At 56.2% G+C, this 20820-nt stretch carries 8 protein-coding genes; all 8 read left to right on the top strand.

Annotated elements, in window-relative coordinates:
- Window positions 1–9 precede the first annotated feature (9 nt).
- Window positions 10–2676 (top strand): DUF6493 family protein, encoded by a 2667-nt coding sequence (locus D8M41_RS04255; RefSeq protein WP_126926462.1) that lies wholly within the window; start codon window positions 10–12, stop codon window positions 2674–2676.
- A complete protein-coding gene (locus D8M41_RS04250; protein WP_006887329.1) occupies window positions 2666–5308 on the top strand; it encodes a DUF6493 family protein in 2643 nt (880 codons plus the stop codon). The genes D8M41_RS04255 and D8M41_RS04250 overlap by 11 nt, the downstream gene beginning before the upstream one ends.
- 50 nt (window positions 5309–5358) lie before the next feature.
- Window positions 5359–7974, top strand: a complete 2616-nt coding sequence (locus D8M41_RS04245) for a DUF6493 family protein (protein ID WP_126926461.1) — start codon at window positions 5359–5361, stop codon at window positions 7972–7974.
- Between the two features lie 83 nt (window positions 7975–8057).
- Window positions 8058–10469 (top strand): DUF6493 family protein, encoded by a 2412-nt coding sequence (locus D8M41_RS04240; RefSeq protein WP_126926460.1) that lies wholly within the window; start codon window positions 8058–8060, stop codon window positions 10467–10469.
- A gap of 77 nt (window positions 10470–10546) precedes the next feature.
- Window positions 10547–13021 (top strand): DUF6493 family protein, encoded by a 2475-nt coding sequence (locus tag D8M41_RS04235; RefSeq protein WP_126926459.1) that lies wholly within the window; start codon window positions 10547–10549, stop codon window positions 13019–13021.
- A 42-nt stretch (window positions 13022–13063) separates the two neighbouring features.
- A complete protein-coding gene (locus D8M41_RS04230; protein ID WP_126926458.1) occupies window positions 13064–15646 on the top strand; it encodes a DUF6493 family protein in 2583 nt (860 codons plus the stop codon).
- A 17-nt stretch (window positions 15647–15663) separates the two neighbouring features.
- Window positions 15664–18201: a DUF7825 domain-containing protein gene (locus tag D8M41_RS04225; RefSeq protein ID WP_126926457.1), complete on the top strand. Its 2538-nt coding sequence runs from the start codon at window positions 15664–15666 to the stop codon at window positions 18199–18201.
- 328 nt (window positions 18202–18529) lie between these two features.
- Window positions 18530–20794: a TerD family protein gene (locus tag D8M41_RS04220; protein ID WP_126926456.1), complete on the top strand. Its 2265-nt coding sequence runs from the start codon at window positions 18530–18532 to the stop codon at window positions 20792–20794.
- The last annotated feature ends 26 nt before the right edge of the window (window positions 20795–20820 follow it).

Genomic DNA, 20820 nt, shown 5'->3' with positions numbered 1-20820 from the left:
GAGACTGCTATGACCCCGAAAATACCGCAACCTAGTCTTACGGAACGTCGCGCCCGCCTGCGGGAGCTACTGAAACGTGACGATGCCACCTTCCGGCAGTACCATGAAGTTCTCACCGGTGCCACCGAGGATGAGCGCAAGGGCCTTGCACGTACACTCTCCATTAAAAAGCTCATAGACCGCTACAGCCGTGAAGGAACGACCGAGCAGCGGCTTGTGTGCATCTACACGGCGGCTGCACTGGGCGGAACCTTCAAACACGTGGGTGTTGAGCTCTTAAACCTTATCGACAGGGGATTACCCGGCGAAGCGAACTGGAAGTTTTCAACCGCTGAATCGGTAAAATACCTTAGCCAACGCACAGAAGCCATGATGCTTGGACTCAGCGAGCGTGATAACACCTGGATAACCAGGTTCGTTAACGAGCGCGGCTATGGCAGGTTTGGTTACGACTCGCCCACACTCTGGGCGCAGATACATCAGCTTCTTCACAAACGCGGACTCACCAATACCACGCGCTCCTACCTCTGGGGGTTCGTGACGGCCGTTCCTGACATGCACATTGGATCATCCGAGAACCGGGAAGAGGTTATCTCCTTCTTCAAAAACAACCCCCAGACGCTAGAACACGAAATGTGGGCATGTTTCACAGATGAAGGGCTTCTTCGGAAAGACTGGTCAGGGCGTGAAAACGCAGACACGCTCGCTCTCTTCCACACGCTGCAGGAGAATTTTGACGGATTCCGTGACCGCCTGCTTACTGAATGTCTGAAGGCGATGCTCCGCGACTTTTCCGCCAAGAACACCAGTATCTTCCACCACATCTATCGGGGGATGAACCCCACCCCAGACGAGAACCTAGATAACATCACCCTGCTCACCTCAGTGCTCACCACCGTTCCCTCAACCTCCGTGGGATTGGCTCAAGAAATGTTGATGTCATGCGTCGACAAGCTGACCGAACCCCAGATTCATGACTTACTTAATGCCTCTCACACCGTGTTGCTTCGCACCGAGAAGAAAATACTCCGGGCGCAGATCGCACTCCTTAGCGCTATTGCTAAAACGCACCCAGAGCATACTCAACATGTGAGCGGTTTGATGAGGGAAACCGCAGAATCTCTCCCGCCTGATCTGCAGCCTGCAGCGCAAACACTCCTGTCTCCTGCTGAAGCCTCGACGGATAAAACTAGCGCACCGTCTCACTCAGAGCAAATAATGGGCAGCGTCATGATTCCCGAGAATCTGCCGCAACTTTTAGAGCAGCACGTTTCAACCCCACAGGTGCATATTTATACGAGTGATGCTGAGTTTATGGATGATCTTATTCCCTGTCTCCAAGGCACAGGTGACGGTTCGCAGCTCCCGCGGCTCATTGATTATTTAGCGCATAATCCTCGCATTACTCTTGATGCAGCCCAGCAGGACTTTCTGGCTGAACGATGCGTGAATTCCGGTATTCGCTCGGGTACTCATGCGTTAGGCAACTATCTGATGTACCGGGTGATTGCCCCGCACCGAAAACTTTTTAAAAAACTGCCGCAAGGGTTTACCGGGTACCGGCATGAATTCCATACCGATCCCCAGACTGGCGAAACCATCCAGCCCTACCAGGTTGAAAACACTGGGTCTCTGGGGCGTCAAAAACCTCGTATAGAGAAAACGACCACAAATTATCGTGGACCGGCGGGGCTCTGCCAAGAGCAGATTGACTGTTTAGAACATCCAGAAAACCTTGTATTTGAGCCTATACCTCACGCAGAAGAGAGCACTTGGACACGCCGCGTTGAGCCTCTCACATACCGCCCGCGGCCTCACAATATGTATGACCAAGCCTACGCGGAAGCCCCCAATGACAGCCTAATGATGTGGCTTATTGAAGATCACGAACTGCCGACCGCACAGATGCCTTTCGCGCAGGCGGCTCTGAACACGGCAGGTATTCCCGAAGAGTTTATGCACCGTGCTGTTCAGGCAATCGACGATTTTCACCGTACCCTCATGCAATGGTATGCGTGGCTTCTGCAGAATAACCCCAATACATTGGCGGCGCAGAGCATGCCGTTCGTCACTACAACAGGGTTCCAAAAACATGTGAAAGGGCTTGAGACCATACTGGATACCATCACCCACACACATCAGGTTCTGCAAGAACCCGCCTATTCCGTGTTGGGCTGGCTAACTGGTGCAGCAGCAGCTGAGCACAGGGCTCTCACCGCCGAATCTATTGCTGCTCTTGCGGGTCGCGGAATGCTCGATGCTTCTTTACTTGCGGATGAACTGACCTACCTGCTCCGAGGGGGATGGGTTAAACCGGCCCGGGCAGCCAGCTGTTTACAGGACGCTGCATCCATTAGCCCGTTGGCAGGGTGGCGTATTGTGCAGGTGCTAGAGAACATGTTGCCAGCTGTAAGCGATATTAATCGTGGTGGTTCCTTCGTGCAGCTCTTGGTGCAATTAGCGGGGGAGTATGGCGTGAGCGTCGAGATTCCTGAGGTTTTGCGGCCCAAAATGAAAGGCTCAACCGTGCTCGCGAAGAATCTGTGTGCGCTCGAAAAGCTACAGCCGCATCCGACCGAGCTTGCGGAAAAGGCGCGGCAGCATGCTCAGAATCTTCTAGATAAGCGTCTAGGCAGGGATATTACCGTGAAAAAGGAGGAGAGGAATGCAAACTAACCCCGTTATGACGCTTAATAAGCGGCGAGAAGCACTTAAAAAGCTGGCTAAAAATCCGGAAGCACCTCTCAAAGAATTTCATGCTCTTTTAGAGGACGCTACAGAGGATGAACGTGCCGTGCTGGCTAAAACTCTGCCTCCAGCCAAGGTTTTAGGGCGGGGGAACCGGGCTGTTTTGAGTCCTGTAGGCGGCTATCTTTTAGCAGCTTTGGGGACAAACCCTCGCAGGACACATAAGCGTTTCGTGGATTTATATACAGACAGTTCATGGGCGGCGCGCCGAAGCGACACTGACTCTTTCAATAACCCTCATGACGCTATCATGCGCGGTTTATACTTGGGGCTCTCCGGACGCAGCGATACGTGGATTCTGGATTATATAGCGGCAACCCCCGCTATGGAGGATAACGACGCCTACGGAATATGGCGCATACTACACACGCTCGTACGGGAACGGGACCTCCACTGTGAAACCCCTTCTTATTTATGGAGGGCCTTACGTACCATATTCCCAGAAGAAAACAGGGCTGAAGAACACCCGGAGATACCCGCCACCTACCAAGAGGCACTTGAGCATATCCGCCAGGATCCTCTCCTGATTGAACGGGAACTGTGGACCTGCTTCCGCGTTGGAACAGCACTAGGTGCGGCAGCAGATTTCAAGTTTTTAGATTATCTAGATTGTCACCTTGACGGGTTTCGCGACCGTTTTCTCACCGAATGTTTGCGCTCAATGCTCAGAGATTTTACGCCCAGGAAAACACGAGTCTTCCATATGCTTTACCGCGGCATGAAACCAACTACCGCGGAGAACCTGGCATGCATTCCGCTACTGACCGCTATTTTACAGACGCAGCTATCCACGTCGGTAGGCCTAGCACAAGAGATGCTTATCCCCATTGTGGAGCAACTTTCTACGGAACAGCTCGATGCCCTGTTAGACGCATCAGCAGCAGTACTCCTCCGTACTGAGAAGAAGCTGGTGAAGGCCCAGCTAAACATCCTACAACAGCTGATTAAACATCACCCTGAATACACGCACCGGGTGCACAGCATGATTGCTGGGGTCGAGCGAACTCTACCCTTGGAACTTCAAGAGCTAGCGCAAAACGTAGGATCTAAAGATAGTACGAAGCCTACCCGATGCGGTGTAAAGAAAATACTGGAGCCCCAGGAAGTACAGTCGGTAGAAGCACTACAGGCGCAGGAACCTATTCTGATACCAGATGTCAACCCACGCCCACGGGCTCCGGGGGAACTCTTCATGGCGGATGCCCCTATTTCCAGCGACACGGAACTTTTTGATGCGCTGGTTGCCATGGCGACCGGTACAGCCCCCGAGACGGAACTGGTGCGTGCTCTCGCATATCTTAACCAGACAGAAAGTATCCGCTTTAACGAGGCACAGATAAAATACCTTGAGTCCGTCAACCTGAATTGGGGACGGCATATCCACGAGTTTGAGACCGCAGGAGAGGATATAGCTTTTCTGATCCTAGCGATATACGTACGATGTGCAGGTACGCAGCCAATAGAATTGCCGCCAATTACGAAGGGTTACCGCGACTTTCTGTGGCTCTATAGGAACGGCCAGCCCATTATCACAAACAGTATGGAGTACCGCCCCTTAGGGGCGAAAACCAAGCAGGATCTTGTGGTCAACACTCGCGGGTTGACGGGCCTTTTACAAGAGCAACTTCTCTCACTGATTCCCTCCAGCGGATATGCTGAAAAAATTTATACAGAACCTTTTGAAACACGAAATCATGCCATGCGACGCACCACATGGTCGACGGGATTAACACAGTACGCAAAACAAAGAATTATCAACAGCGATAGCGAGATACCCTATAACAGGAAACTCCTTCTGTGGGAAGACCCAAACGATACTTCTGCCCCCAGTGACCTAGTCTTTGAAGATGCCGCTTTTAATACTGGCAGTGTGCGAGAAGATTACGGTCACCGCATCCATACGTCAAAACGTTATACCTATACCTCGCAGAAATACGCAGTCGGTTGGTATGCCTGGCTCATGCAGAATAATCTGGATTATGCGGCAGCGCAGATGATGCCTGCCCTGGTGACAGCCCTCTACACGCGCACCGTTTTCGGGCTGAACGCGCTCCTCTATGCTCTTGGCAGTACCCCGTGCCCTCTGGGTGCGCCTTCGTATAGCGCCTTGGGAATTGCGGCATCTGCGCTGGCACAAGACACCCGGGTTTTAACAGCTGAGTCTCTCGCCCACCTGGCAGAGCGCGGAATGCTAGATCCTGCACAATTTGCTGAAGAAGTAACGTGGCTTCTGCTACACCAGGATGTTCTGACTAACCGTGTACTCGGGACTCTTCAAGACGCCGCATCTATCAGCCCATTGGCGGGGTGGCGTATCGTGCAGGTGCTAGAGAACATGTTGCCAGCGGTGAGCGATATTAATCGTGGTGGTTCCTTCGTGCAGCTCTTGGTGCAATTAGCGGGGGAGTACGGTGCGAGTATTGAGGTTCCCGAGGCGCTGCGACCCAAAATGAGGGGGCAGACTGTGCTGGCGAAGAACCTGCGTGCGCTCGAAAAGCTACAGCCGCATCCGACCGAGCTTGCGGAAAAGGCGCGGCAGCACGCTATGGAGCTACTATAAGTACACCCAACTTTTTTTGGACAGCAATCACTAAAAAGGAATAGCCACCTATGACAGCCGCCGCTTCCACACTTGCGCAACGCCGCGCCACCCTCAAAAAGCTCATGGCAGACACCGACGCCACTTTCGACCAGTACCGGGGGATTATTAACGGGGCCACCGAGAAAGAACGGGCATCCCTGGCACGAACCCTGAACGCTGAAAAAGCCGCCGCATCAGATCTTCCAAAGAGCATAAAAGCCTACCTGGCGGCCGCTCTCACCGCAAAACCAGCACGTGCCGCACAACAACTGCATCAACTTACACGCCTCACCGAGGCGGGACGCATCGGTCAGCGGCGTGAAATACGTGACCACTTCATGTGGGGAACTGAAGAAAGAAGAGACGACTGGGTACTCGAATTTGCTGATCAATATGCATCTACCGGGGCGTCACTCCACGGGCAGTGGGAACTTAGCAACACAATCCTAAGAAACCGCGGCCTCAGCTGCTCCACTCCGCGGTACCTGGCAATGTTCCTCGCTAATATCCCACCGGTATATGACGACTCACCTAAGAACCACGCTGAAACCACCCAATTTTTCCGTACCAACCCACACTGCCTTGAACAGCAGTTCTGGGACGTTTTCACCGTCGAAGGGGTCCTGAGACAGTACCCATCCACATGGGCGCCCCGCACCCGCCGCGGTGAGCCTTCCTTCGGTGCCCTCACCCGTCTACTGAGCAAAGAATTCGAGGGTGTTCGCCCCCGGTGCCTTACCGAAACCCTCCAGGCTCTACTGCGAGACTTCGGCCCCGCCGACTCACGGTATTTTTATACAGCACACGAGGGGCTAACCCCCACAGACACCGAAATTATAGAACGACTACCCCTGTACACCGCCGTGCTTGCCAGCCCATACTCACCCGCAGTTGGGATGGCACAAACTATGCTGCGGCAGGTAGTGACAGCTCTCACCAGTGAGCAAGCAACCCAACTGGTGGATGCTTCTTCACCGGTACTTTTCCGTACCGAGAAAAAAGTGCTCCGCGCCCACCTGAGACTGCTGGCTCAGACCCTCACAACACACCCCGAGCTTGCGGAACGGGTAAGCCAAAAAGTGGCCGAGGTGGTACAGAACATGCCCGCAGACATTCAGGCGCAGGCACAGCAGCTAGTAGTCCTTCCCAGTCCACGCATGGTTCCACCGGCAGAACCCGCCGAACCGGCCCAGCTTGTGCGTATCCCCACCATAGTGCCGCAAAACTGCGCACCACAAGGGAACCTCACGCCCGGTTCCGTGCGCGATGACGAAGACTTCACGCAACGACTCATCCCTCTACTGGGCGGTGAAGGCCACGGCGCCAACATACCGCCCCTGCTGGAATACCTGGGTAAACACCCGCGAGTGCAGCTGAACGAAACACACCTGAAAATAGTGCGGGAACACAACTCCCAGTGGGTCATACCTCCCTGGGTGCAAAACATCTACCTCACCCACCTGATTCTGCGCGCCCACGACTCAGAAAGCTTCTCCAAACGCTTTGACGGGTACGTGAACTATTTGCTCCACAACCCCGAAACGGGGCAGCCCATGCTTCCCCACCGCGACTACGCGCCCTCCTGGGCAGAAACCTACGAACTGTACTGGGAGCTTACCCGCCACGACGAGCACCACGACAACTGCGGCGGCACCGCCACCCTCATAAACTACCGTGGCCCCGCCGCGCTTTTCCAAGAACAGCTTAACCGTGTGGGCGAACCCCACGAAACGCACTGGGCGCCCCTAGCAACCGAACCAATACCCGCTAAAACCTTCGACTGGTACCGGCACGTGGAAGCCCTTGAGGCACGCGCTCGCCCCAGCAACGAATCAGGGATCTATAAACATGCACCGCAGGACTCACTCATGATGTGGCTTGCCGCCGGGCAAGAGCTCAACCCGGAGGGAGAGACATTCGAAAACGCCGCAGTAAACGTTATGGGCCTGCTGGAAGAATTCACGCACCGCACCGACGATGCAGAAAACTACCCATTTACCGGTGCAATAATGCAGTGGTATACATGGTTAATGCAGCACAACCCGGATGTTCTGGCAGCCCAAGCGATGCCGCTGGCGCTGGCCGCATCCTACCAGAAAACCGTGTACGGGCTACCGGAAACACTCATATCTTTAGCGGATACACACCGGGTACTGGGAGCCCCATCCTACTCGGTACTGGGGTGGGCGCTCGGGGCGAAAACCCGCGAATACCGGGTGCAGGCAGCCGAAACCGTCGCCCAGCTTGCCGAGCGCGGCATGCTGGACACTCAACTTCTAGGTGAGGAACTGGCATACCTCCTCAAAAACCAGTGGGTGCCAACAAACCGTGTGGTGCAGGCATTGAAAGATACCGCCTCCATTAGCCCGCTGGCGGGGTGGCGTACCCTGCAGGTACTCGTAGAGGTTCTGCCGGTGGTAGGAAGAGTGAACCGCGGTGGTGTGCTCGTGCAGCTGCTGGCGGAGCTGGCGGGGGAGTACGGGGTAAGCGTCTCACTGCCCGAAAGTTTACGGCCAGCGCTGAAAGGTACAACCCTGCTGGCGAAAAACCTGCGGGCGCTTAGCGCACTTGATACACACCCCAGCGGGCTCGCTGAGCAGGCTAACCAGCAGGCGCTCGCCCTTATGACCGAAGGCGGAGCATAAAACAGCAGCCGCACCCTACACTAGTACTACTGCCATCGGCGGCTGCCGTTGAGGTGCCGCCGCCTCACCGATGAAAGAACCCCATGCAAGATTCGCAACAGAATACGTTCACCTCCGCTCAGTGCCTCACCCAGCTGGCGGTGCTGGTGGACTGTGACGCCCCAATGGAAGAACTGCAGAAGACCGTGGGCGGGGCTGATGAAGAAGAACGGGCTGTATTGGCGAAAGTTCTGGAACGTACTGAACTTCTGGATACCCACGGCGCACCCCGGCCCGGTGCGTTCTATATCTTGGGCGCGCTGGGTACTGCGGAGCAGGCCGCTTATATACTGCGCTGCACACTGTGGCATCTTGAGCATGAAAAGTTCTCAACAGCCCTTAGTTCCTTCACCACCGGTGCGCGGGAACGCCCCGATGAGTGGGTGCTGGGGTTTAGCAATAATCCGCTGACTATAAACTATTGGGACGCCATACGCCCTATCTTGCGGGAGCGTGGGCTCAAAAATACTTCCGTCTCTGCCCTGCTGGGTTTCCGAGAATCCATCCCCGTAGTCACTGGCGAATCCTCGCGGGGGCAGAAAGATGTTTTAGAGTTTTTCGCCCGGAACCCCGAGCTGCTAGAGCATGATTTCTGGGAGCTTTTCTGGGTGGACGGGCTGCTCTATGAGACATACGGGCACGGCCGAGGCGACACTGTGGCCCTGGTACGCCTGCTGACGAGCCACTATGCGGGGTTCCGTGACCGTGTTCTTGACGAGTGCCTGGCCGCTATGCGCCGTGATTTTCGCGAAACCCGTATTTTTTGGGTGCTCTACCGTGGGCTGGAGCCCACCACTGCCGAGAACCTGCGGCGCCTGCCACAGTTATTGGCCGTATTGGAGGCACCGCAGTCGGCTCTTATCAGTTTTGCTTTGGATACGTTGGCGGGAACAGTGCCAGCAATGAATACCGAGCAAGCCGCCTCATTGGTGGATGCGTCCCATGCGGTGCTGTACCGTACCGAGAAGAAGGTTCTTCGCGCCCAATTGCGTGTTTTGCGGAAAGTTGTAAAAACACACCCGGAATTTACGCAACAGGTGAGTGGGATAATGGCCGAGACCGTAGAAGCCCTGCCCCTGGATCTGCAGGATACGGCGCGTAAACTTATGACCCCCGATGATACGGTGCCCCCTGAACCCACTGGCCGTACCGTGAGTATCCCAGATATTATTCCGCAGGATCGTGCCCCCGGTGAAAACCTCACACCACTGCCCCCAATAGATAATGAGGCTGAGTTTCTAGATGTTCTCTTCGGCCAGCTGGAGGGGGAAGAACACGGCAAGAACCTGCAGCGGCTGCTCGTTTACCTCCATGAGCACCCGCGTGTTGAGCTGGATACGGCAACCCGTAAACGTATCCACACGCACAACAGGACACGGACCTCTGATACCCCTTCGGCCCAGGCGCTGTATCTGAGTTACCTGGTTCTGAAGCATCACCTCAACCAAAACGTACTGCAGCCCGGCACCTTCCCCGGTTATCGGGAGAATACTTATGCAAGTCCCTACGGGGTACTCCACCGGCAGTTGGTAGCCCTTGACACCGGCGCTGAGGCGCCTCTGCCGCCGGTTCCACTTCCCTCCGTTGAACGCATCTGGGAGAGGAACGTGGGCAAAAGCTACGGAACACCACAAGGCTGGTATGAGCTTTGCTATGAGGGCCTCGGCAGAGAGTTCATTACCTGGAACGCGGTTGGAGAAACCGAAGAAGACGCTGATTTGCCGCTTGAGCAGGCGGCTCGTCTGACACCCGCTAATATACGTCTTGCGGTTTCAGACCGTGCCCAGGATGCGTTGAGTAACCCGCAGCACCGTGCGGTAGTGCAATGGTACGCGTGGCTTATGCAGAATAACCCCGATATTTTAGCAGCCCACTACATGCCTTTAGCTATTGCCGCCTCACCGTATAAGAAGTCGTATGGGTTAGATACTGTGCTCGGTGCCCTTGCAGAAAGCTGGCGGGTGCTGACAGAACCATCCCACTCGCTGCTGGCCATTGCCTGTAATGCGGCCGGTCCCGATAACCGTGCGGCAGCAGCCGAGACCCTAGCGTGCCTTGCCGACCGGGGAATGCTGGACACCAATGCGTACGCAGCCGAGCTGCGCAGGTTACTGGAACGGAACAACCTCAAAGCGCCTCGCATAGCCCAAACCCTAGCAGATGCCGCCTCCATTAGCCCGCTGGCGGGGTGGCGTACCCTGCAGATACTCGTAGAGGTTCTGCCGGTGGTAGGAAGAGTGAACCGCGGTGGTGTGCTCGTGCAGCTATTGGTGCAGCTAGCCAAAGAATACGGGGTGAGCGTTACTATTCCGGATGAGCTGCTTCCCAAGATGAAAGGCTCAACGGTGCTGGCAAAAAACCTGCGAGTGTTGCATAAACTTACCGAGCACCCGAGTGATTTAGCAGCCCAAGCCGCCGAACAGGCCCAACAAGTAGCGGCCGGTAACGCCTGCTAATACCTAGGAGGCATAGCAGAATGCCGTTAGCGGCCTATACAGCACGAACACCCCGCCATATATGAGAAAGAAATACTATGACCACCTCAGAACATAAGACTCTCACACTCACCGAGCGCCGCACCCGCCTGAAGCAGCTGATCGCTGAGCACAAGCCGGTTGAGGAATACCAGAAAGTGCTTTCTGGGGCTACCGAGGAGGAACGCGCCTCACTAGTGCGTACCCTCTCGCCCACTAAATTGAAAGAACCCAAAAACCGGTTTACCCCGTTGGGGACGTACGCGGTTACTGCCCTCACTAAAAAACCTGCCCGAGCCGCGCAGCTTATTCTGCAACTGTGCTGGGATAACTATAAACACCGGGACGCCATCGCCCGGTACGCGGCCGCAGGCGCCTCCGAACGCCCTAACGACTGGGTGCTGGAATACGTGGCGGAAACCTGTTTCATGGATGAACTATGGCCTCTCAGTCAGACATTACTGCGGGAACGCGGGCTCATTTGTGAAGACGAAGAGTACCTGAAAGGATTCCAGGCCCGTATTCCCGCAGTGAACACTGCCTCGACCCACAACCACCAGGAAGCCCTGGAATTTTTTGCAGAAGATCCTGCCCGCTTTGAAGAGTTCTGGGCACTTTTCCGGGTGGAGGGCGCCATGCTAGAGGAATACACCTACGGATTTTTCCACCCCAACGGCAGTATGCTAGCCCTCACTAAACTGCTGAGCGACAACTACAGCGGGTTCCGTGACCGGGTTCTTACCGAATGCCTGCAGGCGATGCTCCGTGATTTCTCCCCGGCTAACACGCGGATATTCCACGCGCTTTACCGCGGGATGCACCCCACCGAAGCTGAGAACCTCAGCCGCTTCGGTACCCTTGTGTCCGTACTGGGCGCGTCCCCTTCAACCTCCGTGGGCCTAGCCCAAGACATGCTCACCCCACTTATCCCGCAGCTGGACCAGGAGCAGGCGGCGGAGCTCATGGACGCCTCTGCCACTGTGCTTTTGCGCACCGAGAAGAAAGTGCTTCGTGCCCAACTGCGGTTACTGACGAAACTGGTGAAAACCCGCCCCGAATGTGCAGCCCAAGTCAGTGCCCTCGTGGCGGCTGCCGCCAACACCCTGCCGTTAGATGTGCAAAGTACCGCCCGTAAACTCATAATTGATGAGCCTGTCACTGCCCCGAACACCCCCGACGCTGAGGGAGAGACGGGAAGCATTATTATTCCCGAGGCGGCCCCGCGTGACCGTGAACCGGGGCGGGAGGCGGAACCGCTTACCCCTATCGCGGATGACGCTGAATGCGTAGAGGTTCTTCTCAAAGTTTTGGAAGAAGAGACGCAAGAGACACAGCTGCCGCGCCTGCTCGCTTATATGGTGCAGAGCCGGAAAGCCAACCGAAGCATTGAGATGGATAAGGCCACTCAAGAACGCATATATAGCCACAATAAGAATTTGCGTTACTGGGATGCGGTGAAGGACGAGCTGCGGGCCAGCCTCAGCTACCTGGCTCTCAAATCCTACCGGTTAAAGCTCACCCACTGTGATTTTATGCAGAAGTATCGGGAAAACTATCTGTTCTCGCGCGCGAAGTCACGCGGGCCGCAGGTACTGTTGCAGGAGCAGTTCGCGTATGCCGATAAACCCTATAAAAAGGAACTGGAGCCTGTGGTCACAACCCCGCTTCCGGCCGCGCAGTGCGTGTGGGAACGCGTTGCGGTGGACTGGTCAAAGCGGCGGAACGTGTATGTTGCGGGCAGGATCGTAGAGGGCTTCCCCGGGTATGTTGGGTGGCGCAAACTGGGTGTTACCCGGCAGCCAAAAGACGCCTCGTTTGCTGAGGCAGCACTCACGGCCGTTGTGATTTCTGCCGACTACAGCGAGAATATGGACAAAGCTAGTACCTGCCGCTGGTACCGGCTGGTGGTGCAGTGGTGCGCATGGCTTCTATACAATAACCCGGATATTTTTGCGGCCCATATGATGCCTCTGATGACGGCGGCCTTATATGAGAAGAAAGTGTACGGGCTAGAAATTGTGCTCACCGCCCTTGCACAGAGCTGGCGTTCTCTTGGCGCACCCGCATACTGTGCACTGGGGTTCGCTACTGCCGCTAAAGACACCGGCTACCGCGCCCTCGCGGCGGAAACACTCGCCACTCTCGCAGACCGCGACATGTTTGATACCTACGCGTTTTCTGCTGAATTAATGCAGCTTTTAAAAGATAAATATGTGCCAGCAAACCGTGTTGTTGAGACTCTGCAGGATGCTGCTTCTATTAGCCCGTTGGTGGGGTGGCGTGTCTGTCAGGTGCTGCAGGGGCTGCTGCCGGTGGTGGGGGAGATTAATCGGGGTGGTGCGCTCGTGCAGTTACTTGCTCATTTGGCGGGGGAGTATGGTGTGAGTGTTGAAATTCCTGAGGTTTTGCGTCCGAAGATGAAGGGTTCGACTGTGTTGGCGAAGAATCTGCGGGCGTTGAGCGCGCTGGGTCCGTGTTCGACGGAGCTTGCCCGCCAAGCACAAGAACAGGCTAACAACACCAACCCTGCGTAACCGCAAGCGCCAGCACCGACACCATACCCCAGGAGATACCCCATGCCCCAGCCAATCACGCTCACTGAGCGCCGTGCCCGCCTCAAAACCATGCTTAAAAGCACCGGCCCCATTAATATGGAGGCCTACCGGGAGGCTATCCGCGGAGCCACCGAAGAGGAACGCGCCTCGTTGGCACGCACCGTACAACCCGCAAAAATACTTGGAAGTGAACGGGAAGCAGCCCAAGCCCCCGAAGCCCTTACCAGTTTAGGGTTCTACCTGCTGGGTGCTCTGACGAGCAGCCCCGCCACCGCAATCCGTACCTGGTGTACGGTGGGGTACATTTCGCGTACACGGTGCAGCGCCGATACCCACAGGGAACACCTGGGATGGTTCATAGCGGGCCTGACCGAGCGGAGCGACGAATGGGTTCTGCAGCTTGCCGCAGTGGAGCACGACCCGTGGACGGAAGCCCAAGACGCATGGGAACCGGTTCATACGGTGCTTCGGAACCGCCACCTCGTGAGTGAATCCCCAGCCTACCTGGAGCTTTTGACCCACATGATTCCGCCGATGCGCGCCAATGAGGAAGCATTCAAACGGTACAACCCCCACAAGCTAACAATTGAAAAGTTCTTCCGGTCAGACCCGCTTCTGCTGGAGCACGACTTTTGGGCACTTTTTAGAAGTGAAGGGCTGCTGCGCGGCCGGCTTGGTCAACGTGATGCCGCCATAGCTTTCATGCGGTATATGTGTGAGCGTTTTGAGGGCGTGCGTGAGCGTGCGCTGGAGGAAACTCTGCGGGCGCTACTGCGTGATTTTTCGGCTGCGAACAGCGCTATTTTCGGTCACCTTCACCGTGCTCTGCAGCCAAGCAGAGAAGAAATTTTGGGGCTTTTCCAGCTGTACGTATCGGTGCTGGGGGCAGCCCCCTCACCCAGTGTTTCACTGGCGCAAGATATGTTGAATACCGCAGTTGATAAGGCTTCCGGTGAACAGGCGCTAGCTGTGGTAGATGCATCGGCAGCCGTGCTATTTCGCACCGAGAAGAAGGTGCTGCGCGCCCAGCTGCGGTTACTGACGAAACTGGTGAAGGCCCACCCTGAGTGTGCTGCCCAGGTCAGCACCCTAGTGGCGGATGCCGTGGAGTCTATGCCGCTGGATGTGCAGCCGGGTGCCCGCAAGCTTATCGCCCCCGCAGCAGTATCTACAAGCACTGTTGAGGGGACAGACAAGGGTATAACGGATGCGGGTAAAACCGCCGCGAGTATACACATTCCCGATATAACACCACAGAAACAAGAACCCGTCGGGTTCTTCGCCCCGCGTGCGCCCATTACAAATGATCACGAGTTTCGGCACCTATTCTGTGACGGGTACGATGGTGCGGACATTCCCCGGATGCTCGCCTACCTCATGCAGCACCCGATGGTCGAACTAGGCCCTGAAGCCCTCGCGCCGCATCAACTCATGCAGGGGTTTAACACCGGACCACGTGATGCCGACCCGGGCGCATACATGAGGTACCTCACCATGCGGCCTCATCTTAAAGATGCGGACAACTATAAGGCTCCAGTGCTTAAGTTTCAGAAGTACGAGAAAACTAAACATCATCCTCTCTCATCTCGTCCAGCTGATGTGCTGGTGCAGCAGTTCAAATGGGTGCACGCACACCAGACGGAGCAGCAGCCGGTTGTTGAAGGCTCTCAAGAGCTGTGGCCATACCGTACGGAGCTTATTGCGCTTATTACCGAGCCGCTACCGGCTGAAAACTATGAATGGGCACGCAGCTGGGCGGTATTCCAACATATATCAGCCTGGATCTGGCTGGACGCGAAGAAAGTCCCCGGCGGCCGCCTACCGCAGTGGCGGCAAGTCTTCTACCCGCACGCTGCACCTGAAAAGTCCCCGTTTGCGTGGCGGGTGCTGAACGTGCACCGGGTGGCTGGCGAGTACCAGCGTCGCATAGAGGAGGCCCAGTACGGTACCGGCATGGAACTGGTTGTTCAATGGTATGCGTGGCTGACCCAGAACACCCCGGATGTGCTGGCTGCCCAGTTCGCGCCCGCATGTTTCGCGGTGGTGTATGAGACGCAATCGGCAGGTGCCGAGGTGCAGGTGCTGCGGGCTCTTGCGGATACGCACAGTGTGCTGGGCGCCCCATCGTACTGTGCAATAGCGGCGTGTGCCAGCGCGCGGCAGGAACAGGTTCGTGCCCATGCGGCCGAGTGCATCGCTGCCCTAGCGGGGCGCGGCATGCTGGATCCTGATGCGTTCTCAGCGGAGCTTTCGTGGCTGCTGAGTCACCAATATGTGCAGGCGCAGAGGTTAGTTCGCACCCTCACAGATGCCGCTTCCATTAGCCCGTTGGCGGGGTGGCGTGTCTGTCAGGTTTTGCAGGGGCTGCTGCCGGTGGTGGGGGAACTGAACCGGGGCGGTGCGCTCGTGCAGTTACTTGCTCAGTTGGCCCAGCAGTACGGAGCGGTCATTAATATCCCGGAGTGTTTGCAGCCAAAGATGAAAGGCTCCACTGTGCTGGCGAAGAATCTGCGGGCGTTGAGCGCGCTGAGTCCGCACCCGACGGAGCTTGCCCATCAAGCACAAGAACAAGCGCTCACAATACTAAAGAACAACCCGTCATAAAAACGCACGGAGAAACTATGCCCAGCAACAATATGCCGTCTTCTTTCGCTCAACGGCGCGCGCTCGTGAAAAAACTATTGGATAATAATGCACCCGTGGCAGAGTTCCGCCGCGCTTTAGCGGGAGCCGGAGAAGAGGAACGTGCAGCCCTGTACCGTGTTCTTTCGCCCACCCGGCTTATGGGCAAGGACTACACCTACCACCCGGTTGCGCTCTACGCTATTGGGGCGCTCACCGAAAAGCCCAGCCGGGCTGCCTCGCTGCTGCGGCAATTTAACCGGCATACCGGGTGGCAAGACAATATTGCGCAGCAGGCGGGGCGTTATTTTGAAATGGGGCTCAATGAGCGCCCTGATGCATGGGGGCTGGAATTTATTGACCAGTATGTGCAGCTTGCAGAAGGTAAAATATATTTCGAGATTGCGCACCGTTTTCTGCGTAGCCGCCAGCTGCGCTGCGTCAGTGTCGGGTACCTGTATGCGTATAAGAATTACGTTATACGAGATAACTCTGTATCATCCCGAGGATTTGCCCCGCTTCTTGACATATTTAATAATGATCCGCTGCTTTTAACACAGGAGTTTTGGGATCTTTTCAGCAACGGAGTGGGAGATGAATTTTATGTTGCCCCGGGGCGCCACCTAAAAACCATTGAGTTGCTGCTTTTTCTGCAGGAGCATTATGAGGGGTTTCGGGAGCGCGTGTTTGCGGAGTCTCTTAAAGGGCTGCTGGCCGCAGATACTAACCCCGACGCCACAACATACCGCTCCTTCTACTTGGGTATGCAGCCAAACGGGCAAGAAATCACAGAGCATGCCACCGAACTTATCGCGCTGCTGTGCTCTCAACCATCAACCGTAGTGGGGCTTGCCCAAAAGCAGCTGCTACCTATACTGGGGGAGCTGACCGATCACCAAGTGCATACACTGGTGGATGCCTCGCAGGCTGTTCTAATGCGTACCGAAAAGAAAATCCTGAAGAGCCAGCTGCGCATACTCGCTGAACTAGTGAAAGCCCGCCCGCACCTGTGCGAACAGATCACCCGCATCGTTGGGCAAGCAGCCAGTACCCTCCCTGTAGAGTTGAGGGACCAAGCCGGTCATATCACCGGGAAGCTCCTCAGCCATGCTGCGGATAACACGGATACGAACGCTCCCACAGCTCAACCCGGCAGTATTCCCGATGCGGTACCCCAGCACCGGGAACCAGATGATTTCTTTACCTCCCGGCCACCGATCGATAGCGCTGCGCAGGCGCAAGAAATACTTTTCGAGCTCCTCAACAATACCGGTGACGGGGCTGATATTCCGCGGTTATTAGCCTATATTGCAGAGTACCGCAATATTGACTTAGATAAAGCGCAGCAGGAATATCTGAAAAAATATCTCGAAAATAGTGACGGAAATACCTACAATAACCTCGAATACCTTGTAGGAATAATTCTTAAATTATGTGCCAAAGAGGGGGATAGTGTTGCCCCGCAAAAATTCCCAGGATACGAATATGACCGTCGCATCAGTAGTATTACTGGGGAATATTTAGAGGACGGACAATACTATTCCGACGAAGAATACTGGGATGCTGAGTGCACGGTAGAGATAAGGAATAGCCGCGGCCCGGTTGCCCTGCTGAGCGAACAAATATCGCGCATACTCACCCCCGACACCTGCGGCAGCGGCATCGTGTGTGAACCGCTGCCAGCGGTACAACGCACATGGCGGCGTATTACCGTGCCCCAGAAACCACTCAACGCCGACTTTGAACGGATCTACGGAAACTACTATGTGGCCTGGGCCGTTCACGAAGAACAGCCTGTTACCACCGAAACCCCGTTTGAGCAGGCCGCCCTGCTGGTCGATAGCGTCAGGGCAGAGTATGAGAGCCGGGACACTGAGCAGCGCGAACTGCCAGCGATGCGCGCCGTCATCCAGTGGTACGCGTGGCTAACTCAGAACAACCCAGATATATTCGCAGCCCATATGATGCCCGCCGTTAAAGGCGCCAAATTTGCGAAAGTCATACACGGTATGGAGCCTGCACTTGAAGCTTTCGAACACGCCCACCAGGTGCTGGGCGAGCCTTCATACTCGTTCCTAGCCTACGCCGCCTCCGCAGCTGAACGGCAGTACCGTTCCGCCACGGCACAGGCGCTTGCAGCCCTCGCGGACCGCGATATGCTTGACACCGGCATGTTTGCCGCAGAGCTGGGGTGGATGCTGCAGGGGGAGTACGTGATAGTTGGGAGGGTTATCGAGACCTTGCAGGATGCTGCTTCTATTAGCCCTCTGGCGGGGTGGCGTGTCTGTCAGGTTTTGCAGGGGCTGCTGCCGGTGGTGGGGGAGCTGAACCGGGGTGGTGCGCTCGTGCAGTTACTTGCTCAGTTGGCGGGGGAGTATGGTGTGAGTGTTGAGATTCCTGAGGTTTTGCGTCCGAAGATGAAGGGTTCGACTGTGTTGGCGAAGAATCTGCGGGCGTTGAGCGCGCTGAGTCCGTGCTCGACGGAGCTTGCCCGTCAAGCACAAGAACAAGCACTAGCTATATCTGACGAAGAATAGCCATTGAAAATTGACAATACTACATGTCGCGCATATATTGGAACCTGAAAATCACAGAGTGGACGATTCGTCTTCATCAACAGTGGCTGCTATGACAGCACCGCTGTACGGGATGTAGCGGGTTCGAATCCCGTAGAAGGCTCAATCGCGGATCATGCATTCTCTTACTTTCTCTTGCCTGGTTACGCAATTTCAGAGAATGCGCTTACCGCGAGCACTTTATTGATGACGGGTGGATATAATCCACCCGTCATTTTGTACCCCAACCACACACCGTCGGCAGGATCTCGGCTAGCCTCTAACGGGAATTATTAGAAAAGAGAAAAACGTGGCAACGCTGCACCAAGTCATTCTCCGCCGCACCGGGGTCTATATCCTGCCCGGTGAACCCGCCAACCGCTGGATCATAGAAACACCCACCATCACTGAAGGGCTGCGCCACCGTGTGCGGAGAATTCTGGGTCCGCGCATTGAAGAACTGACGGAGCTCGGGGTGGCTATTGCCCAAGATTCCCGTGCCGTACTGGCCACCATGAGCTACACAGAATTTGATGAGTTCACCGCCGACTGGAAACACCTGCGCGGCGCCCGGGGAGGGCGGGCCTTCCGCCGAGACTTTGATATGCGCCAACTTCACCTAAGCGACAGGCAACGCTACACGGAACAGATTCTGCACTATATCACCCGTTCCATCGCCACAGGTGACCTGTTGGATGCATTCGCCCCGCGTGAGGACCGAGAGTTCTACACCCCCATCTACGGGCATCTCAAGCACCCGCTACTTCCATACGACACTCAAGACCCCCGCCCCCGCACCACCTATAGACGCGGAGAACGCGACCAGAACCAGGTGATACTGCTGCGCGGGAACACGCCATGCGCAGCCTTAGCGCAGGAACTTTTTACCGCTATCGCCGCGCAGAACCAGGTGTACAGTGAGACCGACCGCGCCGATCTGCTCACCCTCGCCGATTACCTGCGTGCGTACCATAAGCTGCCCGCACTAGAACACGCGAGTGCGTACCGCGAGAACCTGGCGTTTCTCACAGTGCACATTGATCGTTGTTATGTTCAGCAGATGAGAACCCTCAACGAGGTGCTGCGTCTAGCTGTTGCCTTCAGCGGAGCAAACGGGAACGAGGCCGACCTCAGCCTGAGCACGCCCACCCGGCTACGCTTGCGCCGCAGCGAACGCACCCTCATTGCGCGCCTCATCAATAGACTGTGCGAACGTGACTATGCGGCCGCCCGCTACGACACCGCCAGTCGCTCCGAACAGTTCAAACGGCTGGCACGCACCATACACCCCGGTGACTACCCCTCACTTAAGCATTTACAGCGGTGGGCCGATGACCTGTACCGGGGGCGGATGCGCAGCTTCGAATCGGAGGTGGACGCCGCCTACCGCAGCAAAAACGCAGAACAGGTGGTGCGTCTGCTGAGCAGCAGGCCCGGGGTTTTTGCCCGGCAGCTCAGCCGGGCCTTCCGGGCGTTCCCGGATGAGGAACAGGTCATAGCGGACGGGTTCGCCCGTATAGCACCCCGTGTTGCGCTGCCTGTGCTGGTACAGCTGTACAACCTGTACACCAATCTGAGGCGGGGCAGCACACAGCACCGCCTAGTGATTGATAAGGCTGGCATGGGGACGGTAACCGACGCGAGCAGGCATACACGCACACAGGTGCAGCTCGGGTTGCAGGCTATTGAAAATGGTTTCGCAGCACGCCTTGAAAACACTAAAATATACACCCCCGACGGTATGGATATTTATACCCCCACCGGGGCGGGAAAACTCATCATGCCGCTAGGGAACCGGAACAGCAGCCAGTCCCTTGACGGGTTGTGCCGGTTCAGCCGTGTTCCGCTTCATGAGGGGGCACACAAGATTATTAGGCTATTCGTATACTGGGATTCGCCAGCGGATATAGACCTCTCACTGATGCTGTACGACGCGAAAGGTGAGCCGCTTGGTGGCGTCTGGTACGGGGACCAGCAGGTGGACGACTACGCCTACCACAGTGGAGACGTCACCGATGGAACCGGCGGCGCCTGGGAGTTCATCGACCTTAATATTGCTGAAGCTCTCGCTCAGAAGGTACGCTACGCTATCCCCACCGTGCACCTCTACGCCGGGTACGGAGGCACCCATGTACACGGGCCGCAAGAGTGTCCCTGCCAAAAACTATACCGGCAGGAGCGCACACTGGCGGATGTCAACGACCTATTCGTGGGGTTTACGATGGTGCCGCGAGCAGGAGCTGGCAAGGACGTGCACGAGGTCAGCCAGGTACGCACTAAATTTATGCTCACCAGTGCAGGCCGCGGGTCGCTGCCGCTCATCTTTGACCTGCGCGAACGCGTTGTAACCGTCACCGATGCAGGGCTGCGCGGCTACATTAATATTGTGGAGTCAGCCCGGACTGTGCAGGCGATGCTCGAAACATTCAGGCACCACAGACCCATGACCGTTGCCGACTACTTGGCGCTCACCTGGGCCAACGTAGTGGAAGCCCCCGATGAGGCAGATATCTGTCTAGAGCCGACAGTTGCTTCACTGAGCCAGCTGTACCTGCAGAACACCAGCCCGCAGTGACCTCACACGTTTTTCGCCCCGGTGGC

The sequence above is a fragment of the Rothia sp. HSID18069 genome (assembly GCF_003989155.1).
Classification (GTDB): domain Bacteria; phylum Actinomycetota; class Actinomycetes; order Actinomycetales; family Micrococcaceae; genus Rothia; species Rothia aeria.
This window is presented reverse-complemented; position numbering and strand designations above follow the sequence as displayed.